8 protein-coding genes are annotated in these 8,107 nt (G+C 67.3%); 7 read left to right on the top strand and 1 reads right to left on the bottom strand.

Annotated features, from left to right (window positions below; genetic code table 11):
- The first annotated feature begins 835 nt into the window (after nt 1–835).
- The 5 genes from AC069T_RS27440 (at nt 836) to AC069T_RS27420 (ending at nt 6,695) form a co-directional block, all read left to right on the top strand.
- The gene (locus AC069T_RS27440) at nt 836–2,461 is read left to right on the top strand and encodes a peptide ABC transporter substrate-binding protein (RefSeq protein WP_478785282.1); all 1,626 of its coding nucleotides are present in this window, start codon (nt 836–838) and stop codon (nt 2,459–2,461) included.
- Nucleotides 2,462–2,611: 150 nt separating this feature from the next.
- A complete protein-coding gene (locus tag AC069T_RS27435; protein ID WP_478785281.1) occupies nt 2,612–3,544 on the top strand; it encodes an ABC transporter permease in 933 nt (310 codons plus the stop codon).
- Complete coding sequence (locus AC069T_RS27430) at nt 3,537–4,493, top strand: ABC transporter permease (protein WP_476752447.1); 957 nt, start codon at nt 3,537–3,539, stop codon at nt 4,491–4,493. Before AC069T_RS27435 ends, AC069T_RS27430 begins: the two co-directional genes overlap by 8 nt.
- 11 nt (nt 4,494–4,504) lie before the next feature.
- On the top strand, nt 4,505–5,554 hold the full coding sequence (locus AC069T_RS27425) for an ABC transporter ATP-binding protein (protein WP_478785280.1): 1,050 nt from the start codon (nt 4,505–4,507) through the stop codon (nt 5,552–5,554).
- Nucleotides 5,547–6,695 carry an ABC transporter ATP-binding protein gene (locus AC069T_RS27420; protein ID WP_476752445.1) on the top strand — a complete coding sequence of 383 codons (1,149 nt, stop codon included), beginning with the start codon at nt 5,547–5,549 and terminating at the stop codon, nt 6,693–6,695. The genes AC069T_RS27425 and AC069T_RS27420 overlap by 8 nt, the downstream gene beginning before the upstream one ends.
- A 103-nt stretch (nt 6,696–6,798) precedes the next feature.
- Here AC069T_RS27420 and AC069T_RS27415 read toward each other — a convergent pair whose 3' ends face one another.
- Complete coding sequence (locus AC069T_RS27415) at nt 6,799–7,050, bottom strand: hypothetical protein (protein WP_478785279.1); 252 nt, start codon at nt 7,048–7,050, stop codon at nt 6,799–6,801.
- Nucleotides 7,051–7,079: 29 nt separating this feature from the next.
- Between AC069T_RS27415 and AC069T_RS27410 the strand changes: the two genes are divergently transcribed.
- Entirely contained in the window at nt 7,080–7,583 is a 504-nt protein-coding gene (locus AC069T_RS27410) for a DinB family protein (RefSeq protein ID WP_478785278.1), read from the top strand.
- Between the two features lie 3 nt (nt 7,584–7,586).
- Nucleotides 7,587–7,979, top strand: a complete 393-nt coding sequence (locus AC069T_RS27405; RefSeq protein ID WP_478785277.1) for a VOC family protein — start codon at nt 7,587–7,589, stop codon at nt 7,977–7,979.
- Nucleotides 7,980–8,107: the final 128 nt, after the last annotated feature.

Below are 8,107 nucleotides of genomic sequence, written 5' to 3'. Positions count from 1 at the left end.
AACACCCCGGAAGCCCCCCCCACCAAAAACACCCGAAAAACCGCAAAAACACCGGGACACAAACAACCCTCCCCCCCCCCCCCCCCGTCCGCCCCCCGACGTCGTTGCGGGGGATGCCGCCCGTACCGCCCGGCGGGCGCACCGGCGGCACGGGCGCATGCGGCGGGAGACCAGCGGGCGCTGAGGGGACGTAGGTGCGAGGCGCCCACAACGCGCGGCAGCAAGGAATCCGCAGGCGGTGAGGGATAGGGAAAACCCTTCATTGTGGCGGCGGGGCCCCTCCGGGCGACCGATGCGCACTACCCTGCAGACCACATGCATTCCGTCCGGACGGCGTGCGCCCCACCAGGCGCGGCCCGCTCCCCCGGACGTGATCGCCCGTCACACAACGGCCCTGCCGCACAGGCGAGTTGGCCGGGTGAGGAGGGGTGGTCGGCACCGCGAATACCCGGTGCGCGGGCACGCCGAAGGCGCCCAGCATGGCGGCCACGTTAGCCGCAACAGGTTTTTCGAGCCCATCCGTCCGCAATACGGACACCTGTCACCGATAGATGTGTAACAAGTCCGTTTCGCAGGGATCTTTCAGCAAACCCTTTGTCCGGATTTTGGAAGAAGTGGGCGACAGGTGTGATCGAACCGAGACCTTGTGACTGTGGTCGGCTCCTGGCCCATGGCAGATAGTTAGGCGCGTAGAGCTCGGTCAACGGGTCACGCGCTGCAGCCGGCGCCGACTCACGAGCGCGGGGGAGCACGAACACTATTTCCGTCCGACGTGTCGGTGGTGTGACCAGTGCTCCCTTTTGCGGTGAACCAATGGACTCATGAGGAGGAACCCATGCGCGGTGCCAAGAGCGCCAAGTGGGTCGCGATAGCCGCGGTTGTGGCGCTGGGCGCGACCGCCTGTGGTGGTAGCGATGGTGACAGCGGCAAGGAAAACAACGCCGCGGTCAACCCGAACGGCAAGTTCTCGGTCGAGGTGGGCGAGCCGCAGAACCCGCTGCAGCCGGCGAACACCATGGAGTCCAACGGCAGCATTGTCATCAATGCCCTGTTCTCTCAGCTCGTCGACTACGACGACAAGGGCAACATCGTCATGGTGAACGCCGAGTCGGTGGACACCAAGGACAACAAGACCTACACGGTCAAGCTGAAGGCGGGCTGGAAGTTCCACGACGGCACCCCGGTGACCGCGGACTCCTACGTCAAGGCGTGGAACTGGTCGGCGAACGTCAAGAACAAGCAGACCAACAGCTTCTGGTTCTCCGACATCGAGGGCTACGACGACGTCGCCCCCGCCAAGGGTTCCCCGAAGGCCGACAGCATGTCCGGTCTGAAGGTCGTCGACGACAACACCTTCACCATCACGCTGTCGAAGCCGATCCCGTACTACGTGTACAAGCTCGGCTACGAGACCTTCTCGCCGCTCCCGGAATCCTTCTTCAAGGACCCGAAGGCCGCGGGCGAGAAGCCGGTCGGCAACGGCCCGTACAAGTTCGTGAGCTGGCAGCACAAGAAGAAGATCGAGGTCGTCAAGTACGCGGACTACCAGGGTCCCGACAAGGCCAAGAACGGCGGTGTGGTCTTCAAGAACTACACCAACCTCGAGACGGCCTACGAGGACCTGAAGTCCGGCAACGTCGACGTCCTGCGTCAGATCGCGCCCAAGGACCTGCCCGTCTACAAGACGGACCTCGGCGACCGTGCCGTGGACCAGGCCTACTCCGCGATCCAGACCGTCGCCCCGGCCTTCTACACCAAGCAGTGGAAGGACATCGACCCCAAGGTCCTGCAGGGCCTGTCGAGGGCGATCGACCGCAACACCATCACGAAGACGGTGCTCCAGGGCACCCGCGAGCCCGCCACCGGCTGGGTCGCCAAGGGTGTCCTCGGCTACGAGCCGAACGCCGGCGGCGACGTCTTCAAGTTCGACCCGGCGAAGGCCAAGTCCCTCATCAAGGAGGGCGGTGGCGTTCCCGGCAACAAGATCTCCATCCAGTACAACGCGGACGGCGGTCACAAGGAGTGGGTGGAGGCGGTCTGCAACTCCATCACCAAGTCCACGGGCGTCAAGTGCACGGGCGACTCCAAGGCCGACTTCCAGGCCGACCTCAACGCCCGTGACGGCAAAGAGGTCAAGTCCATGTACCGCAGTGGCTGGGTGCTGGACTTCCCGATGAACGCCAACTTCATCCGGGACCTCTTCGGCACCAAGTCGGACGGCAACCAGAGCGGCTTCTCCGACAAGAAGATCGACGCCGAGATCGAGGCCGCCGACAGCGCCTCCTCGCTCGACGAGTCGGAGAAGAAGTACCAGGAGATCGAGAAGCAGCTCCCCGAGTACATGCCGAGCATTCCGCTCTGGTACTACAAGGTCAACGCGGGCTACTCGGACAAGGTCACCGGCGTCAAGTACGCCCAGGACGGCGACCCGATCCTGACCGGCGTTCAGGTCAAGAAGTAACCGCAATCAGCCCGCGATCCGGGTACGGCGCCGCCTCGTGCGCCGTACCCGGCGTGCGGCAGCGGCTGGGGGGCCCTTTCCATGCGCATCGGTCATCGGTGCGCAAGGAAAGGGCCCGTCGGCTGCCGCTGTAACCGACATGGAGGAACCATGGGGCGCTACGTCGCACGACGACTGCTCCAGATGATCCCGGTCTTCATCGGGACAACCCTGTTGATCTTTCTCATGGTCTACGCCCTGCCCGGCGACCCCGTGCGCGGGCTGTTCGGAGACAAGGGCGGAAGCCCCCAGGTGATCGCCGCCCTGAGACATGAGTACGGCCTGGACCAGCCGATCCTGGTGCAGTACTACCACTACATGAAGGACATGATCCTGCACGCCGACTTCGGCACGCAGATCGCCAGCGGCCGTCCGGTCACGGACGTCCTCGGTGAGGCCTTCCCGGTGACGCTCCGGCTGGCCTCCCTGGCCTTCCTGATCGAGGTCGTTGTTGGCATCGCCCTCGGCGTCATGGCGGGCATGCGCGCCGGCCGGCTCGCCGACAACGCGGCCCTGCTGGTCTCGCTGCTGCTGATCTCGGTCCCGGTCTTCGTTCTCGGCTTCATCCTGAAGGTCGTCTTCGCGTTCAACCTCGGATGGCTGCCGCCGAACGTCAACGACGACACGAACTACAACGAGTTGCTGATGCCGGCCATCGTGCTGGCCGCCGCCTCGCTGGCCTACGTGACCCGCCTGACCCGGACCTCGGTCGCCGAGAACATGCGCGCCGACTACATTCGCACCGCGATCGCCAAGGGCCTTCCCAAGCGCCGCGTCGTGGGCGTGCACCTCATGCGCAACTCGCTGATCCCCGTGGTCACCTACCTGGGCACCGACATCGGTGCGCTGATGGGCGGCGCGGTCGTCACTGAGGGCCTGTTCAACATTCACGGCGTGGGCGGCACGATCTACGAGTCGATCGTGCGCCGCGAGGGCACGACCCTCGTCGGCCTGGTGACGATCCTCGTCCTCGTGTACCTCCTCGCCAACCTGCTCGTCGACCTGCTCTACGCGGTCCTTGACCCGAGGATTCGCTATGCCTGACGTGACCAAGACCGACGTCAAGACCGGCGCGATCGACCCCGTGGGCGGCACGCCCTCGATGACGCCGCACGCGCCCGAGGCCAAGCCGGAGAAGACCCGCAGCCTCTGGGGCGACGCCTGGGCCGACCTGCGTCGCAGCTGGATCTTCGTCATCTCCAGCGTGCTGATCCTGATCCTGCTGCTGATCACCTTCTTCCCCGGCTGGTTCACCAGCGAGGACCCGATCCTCGGCGACCTGGCCAAGAACTACCTGCAGAAGCCGAAGCTGAGCGACGTCGGCTCGGCGGACTGGCTCGGCTACGACCAGCAGGGCCGCAGCGTCTATGCCCGCGTCATCTACGGCGCCCGGGCCTCCATCGCCGTCGGCTTCGGCACCACCGTCGTGGTCACCCTCCTCGGCGGTCTGGTCGGCATGATCTCCGGCTACTTCGGCGGCATCGTCGACTCGCTCCTGTCCCGGCTGACGGACGTCTTCTTCGGCATTCCGTTCCTGCTCGGCACGATGGTCATCCTGAACTCCTTCACGGAGCGCACGACCTGGGTCGTGATCGGCGCTCTGGGCTTCTTCGGCTGGACGCAGGTCGCCCGCGTGATGCGCGGCGCGGTCATCACCACCAAGCAGGCCGACTACGTGCAGGCGGCCAAGGCACTCGGCGCGAGCACCCCCCGGATCATGTTCCGGCACATCCTGCCGAACACCCTGGCTCCGGTGATCGTCGTCGCCACCATCTCGCTCGGCATCTACATATCCGCCGAGGCCACGCTGTCCTTCCTGGGCCTCGGCCTGGACGGCGTCTCATGGGGCAACGACATCTCCGGCGGCGGCAACCAGATCCGCGTGGCCCAGTGGATCATGCTCTACCCGTCGATCATGCTCAGCATCACGGTGCTGGCATTCATCATGCTCGGTGAGGCCGTACGCAACGCCCTCGACCCGAAGATGCGTTGAGGGAGGCGTACGTGACCATCATCGAAGAAGCAGCCGTGCCCTCGCAGCGCGGTGCCGGCGACGGCCCGCTGCTCGAAGTGCGGGACCTGCACGTCGAGTTCCACACCCGCGAGGGCGTGGTGAAGGCCGTCAACGGCGTCAACTACAGTGTGAGCGCGGGCGAGACGCTCGCCGTGCTCGGCGAGTCGGGCTCCGGCAAGTCGGTGACCGCCCAGGCCATCATGGGCATCCTCGACATGCCACCGGCCACGATCCCGCAGGGCGAGATCCTCTTCCGCGGCCAGGACATGCTCAAGATGTCCGGCGAGGAGCGTCGCCGGATCCGCGGCCAGAAGATCGCGATGATCTTCCAGGACGCGCTCAGCTCGCTCAACCCCGTGCTCAGCGTGGGCTACCAGCTCGGCGAGATGTTCCGCGTCCACCAGGGCCTGTCCAAGAAGGACGCCAAGGCCAAGGCGATCGAGCTGATGGACCGGGTGAAGATCCCGGCCGCCGCGGCGCGGGTGAACGACTACCCGCACCAGTTCTCCGGCGGTATGCGCCAGCGCATCATGATCGCCATGGCGCTGGCCCTGGAACCGGACCTGATCATCGCCGACGAGCCCACCACGGCTCTCGACGTGACGGTCCAGGCCCAGGTCATGGACCTGCTCGCGGAGCTGCAGCGCGAGTACAACATGGGTCTGATCCTGATCACCCACGACCTCGGCGTGGTCGCCGACGTCGCGGACAAGATCGCCGTGATGTACGCGGGCCGGATCGTCGAGCGCGCCCCGGTGCACGAGCTGTACAAGCGGCCCGCGCACCCCTACACACGGGGTCTGCTGGACTCGATCCCGCGCCTGGACCAGAAGGGCCAGGAGCTGTACGCGATCAAGGGTCTGCCGCCCAACCTGCTGCGCATCCCGACCGGGTGCGCCTTCAACCCGCGCTGCCCCAAGGCGCAGGACATCTGCCGCACGGACGAGCCGGCCCTGTTCCCGGTCACCGAGCGGGACGGCGGCGAACTGCCCGGCCGGGCCTCCGCGTGCCACTTCTGGAAGGAGACGATCCATGGCTGAGCTCAGCAAGAACGACGAGCCGCAGGACGCCACGCCGAACGTCTCCGACGTCGAGGTCGTGGACGCCCACTCCGAGACGGAGGCGGTGGCCGCCATCGAGGCACCCGTCGAGCGGGGTGAGCCGATTCTCCAGGTGCGCAACCTGGTGAAGCACTTCCCGCTCACCCAGGGCATCCTCTTCAAGAAGCAGATCGGCGCGGTCAAGGCCGTCGACGGCATCTCCTTCGACCTGTACCAGGGCGAGACCCTGGGCATCGTGGGCGAGTCCGGCTGCGGCAAGTCCACCGTGGCGAAGCTGCTGATGAACCTGGAGCGGGCCACCGCGGGCGAGATCTTCTACAAGGGCCAGGACATCACCAAGCTGTCCGGGCGTGCCCTGAAGGCCGTGCGCCGCAACATCCAGATGGTCTTCCAGGACCCGTACACCTCGCTCAACCCCCGGATGACGGTGGGTGACATCATCGGGGAGCCCTTCGACATCCACCCCGAGGTGGCACCGAAGGGCGACCGCCGCAAGCGGGTGCAGGACCTGCTGGACGTGGTCGGTCTCAACCCCGAGTACATCAACCGCTATCCGCACCAGTTCTCCGGCGGTCAGCGCCAGCGCATCGGCATCGCCCGCGGCCTCGCGCTCAACCCCGAGATCATCATCTGCGACGAGCCGGTGTCGGCGCTGGACGTGTCGGTGCAGGCCCAGGTCATCAACCTGATGGAGCGGCTGCAGGACGAGTTCAACCTGTCGTACCTCTTCATCGCGCACGACCTGTCGATCGTCCGGCACATCTCCGACCGGGTCGGCGTGATGTACCTGGGGCGGATGGCGGAGATCGGCACCGACGAGCAGATCTACGACCACCCGACGCACCCGTACACGCAGGCGCTGCTGTCGGCCGTACCCGTGCCGGACCCGGACGCGCGTGACCGGCGTGACCGGATCATCCTGACCGGTGACGTGCCCTCGCCGGCGAACCCGCCGTCGGGCTGCCGTTTCCGCACGCGCTGCTGGAAGGCGCAGGAGAAGTGCTCCCAGGTGGAGCCGCTGCTGGCGGTCCCCGAGCTCTTCGTGGGCGTGGACACCCCGGCGGCGCACGAGTCGGCGTGCCACTTCGCCGAGGAGAAGGACGTCGTGCACGCGGTCTGAGGCCGAGCAAGCACCACCCCGCCGGTTCCCGGCACCGCTGAGCGGTGCCGGGAACCGGCATGTCGGGGCACGGTTTCCCGCAGGGCCCCGCCCGTCGGCCGCCTCAGCGCACGACCCGGCCGCGCAGCACGATGCGGCGGGGGCGGCGCAGGGTACCGGGGTTGAGCCGCGGGTCCGCGTCGTGGACCGTGACGTCCGTGAGTCCGCCCTCGGTGAGCCCGCTCAGGCCGAGGAACGCGCGCGCGGTCCAGCTCGCGGCGCCGACCGCGGCTTCGGCGGGCAGCCCGGCGGCAGTCCGGTCCTGGCCGGCGGGCGGAGCCAACTCCCGGCCGGCGCCGTCATATTCGCTCGACATCGGACGGCCGGACCGGGATGCTCACCCCGATGACTCGAACTGACACGCCTCCCGCCCGGGACGAGCGCTCACAGCTGACCACCTTCCTCGACTACACCCGTGACACGGTCCGGGCCAAGTGCGAGGACGCCTCCCCGGAGAACGCCCGCCTCGCCCCGCTGCCCGGCTCCCCGCTCATGACGCTGTGCGGGGTGATCAACCATCTGCGCTGGGTCGAGTACTACTGGTTCCAGGTGGTCTTCCTCGGCGAGGAGGACGAGGGGCCCTGGACCGACGAGGACCCCGACCGCGAGATGCGTATCGCCGTCGACGTACCCGTCGCGGACCTCCTCGCGGAGTACGAGGAGCAGAGCGCCCGCTACCGGAAGCTTGTCGCCGAGCACAGCCTCGACGACACCGCGAAGCGCGCGCGGGGCGACGGCGGCCCTGTCGACCTGCGGTGGATCCTGCTCCACCTCATCGAGGAGACGGCCCGTCACAACGGCCATCTCGACATTCTGCGCGAGCTGGTGGACGGCCGGACGGGCGTCTAGCGCATGGGAGAGACAGTGCCGCAGCACCCCGCCATCCGCCACATCACCTTCGACTGCACCGGTGACCCGTACGAGCTCGGGCTCTTCTGGAGCGAGCTGCTCGGGCGCCCGCTCGCCGACGACGACAAGCCCGGTGACCCGGAGGCGCTGCTCAGCGACCCGTCAGGCGGTCCGGCTCTCCTCTTCGTGCGGGTGCCGGAGGGCAAGACGGCCAAGAACCGCATTCACTTCGACCTCCGGCCGCGGGGCCGCACGCGTGCGCAGGAGGTGGAGCGGGCGCTCGGTCTCGGGGCACGGCAGCTCGCGGACCTGACGCGCCCGGACGGCGGCGGCTGGGTCCTCATGGCGGACCCCGAGGGCAACGAGTTCTGCGTGGAGCGCGGAGAGCTGGACTGAGTCCAGGCCCCTCCCCTGGAACCGGGGGGGGGGGGGGGGGGGGGGGTTGTTGGGGGGGGGGGGGGGGTTTTTTTTTCCTTTTCCTCCTCCCCCCTCCCCCCCCACCCCACCAGAAAAAAAGCGAGGAA

Source organism: Streptomyces sp. NPDC043867 (assembly GCF_056435845.1).
The sequence above is the reverse complement of the archived record's forward strand: the minus strand, read 5'-3'. Positions and strand labels throughout refer to the sequence as shown.

What these genes read in the sequence shown, in the direction of transcription:
- AC069T_RS27420 (WP_476752445.1), top strand. Translation starts at nt 5,547, where the DNA reads ATGGCTGAGCTCAGCAAGAACGACGAGCCGCAGGACGCCACGCCGAAC.
- AC069T_RS27430 (WP_476752447.1), top strand. Translation starts at nt 3,537, where the DNA reads ATGCCTGACGTGACCAAGACCGACGTCAAGACCGGCGCGATCGACCCC.
- AC069T_RS27435 (WP_478785281.1), top strand. Translation starts at nt 2,612, where the DNA reads ATGGGGCGCTACGTCGCACGACGACTGCTCCAGATGATCCCGGTCTTC.
- AC069T_RS27415 (WP_478785279.1), bottom strand. Translation starts at nt 7,050, where the DNA reads ATGTCGAGCGAATATGACGGCGCCGGCCGGGAGTTGGCTCCGCCCGCC.
- AC069T_RS27410 (WP_478785278.1), top strand. Translation starts at nt 7,080, where the DNA reads ATGACTCGAACTGACACGCCTCCCGCCCGGGACGAGCGCTCACAGCTG.
- AC069T_RS27405 (WP_478785277.1), top strand. Translation starts at nt 7,587, where the DNA reads ATGGGAGAGACAGTGCCGCAGCACCCCGCCATCCGCCACATCACCTTC.
- AC069T_RS27440 (WP_478785282.1), top strand. Translation starts at nt 836, where the DNA reads ATGCGCGGTGCCAAGAGCGCCAAGTGGGTCGCGATAGCCGCGGTTGTG.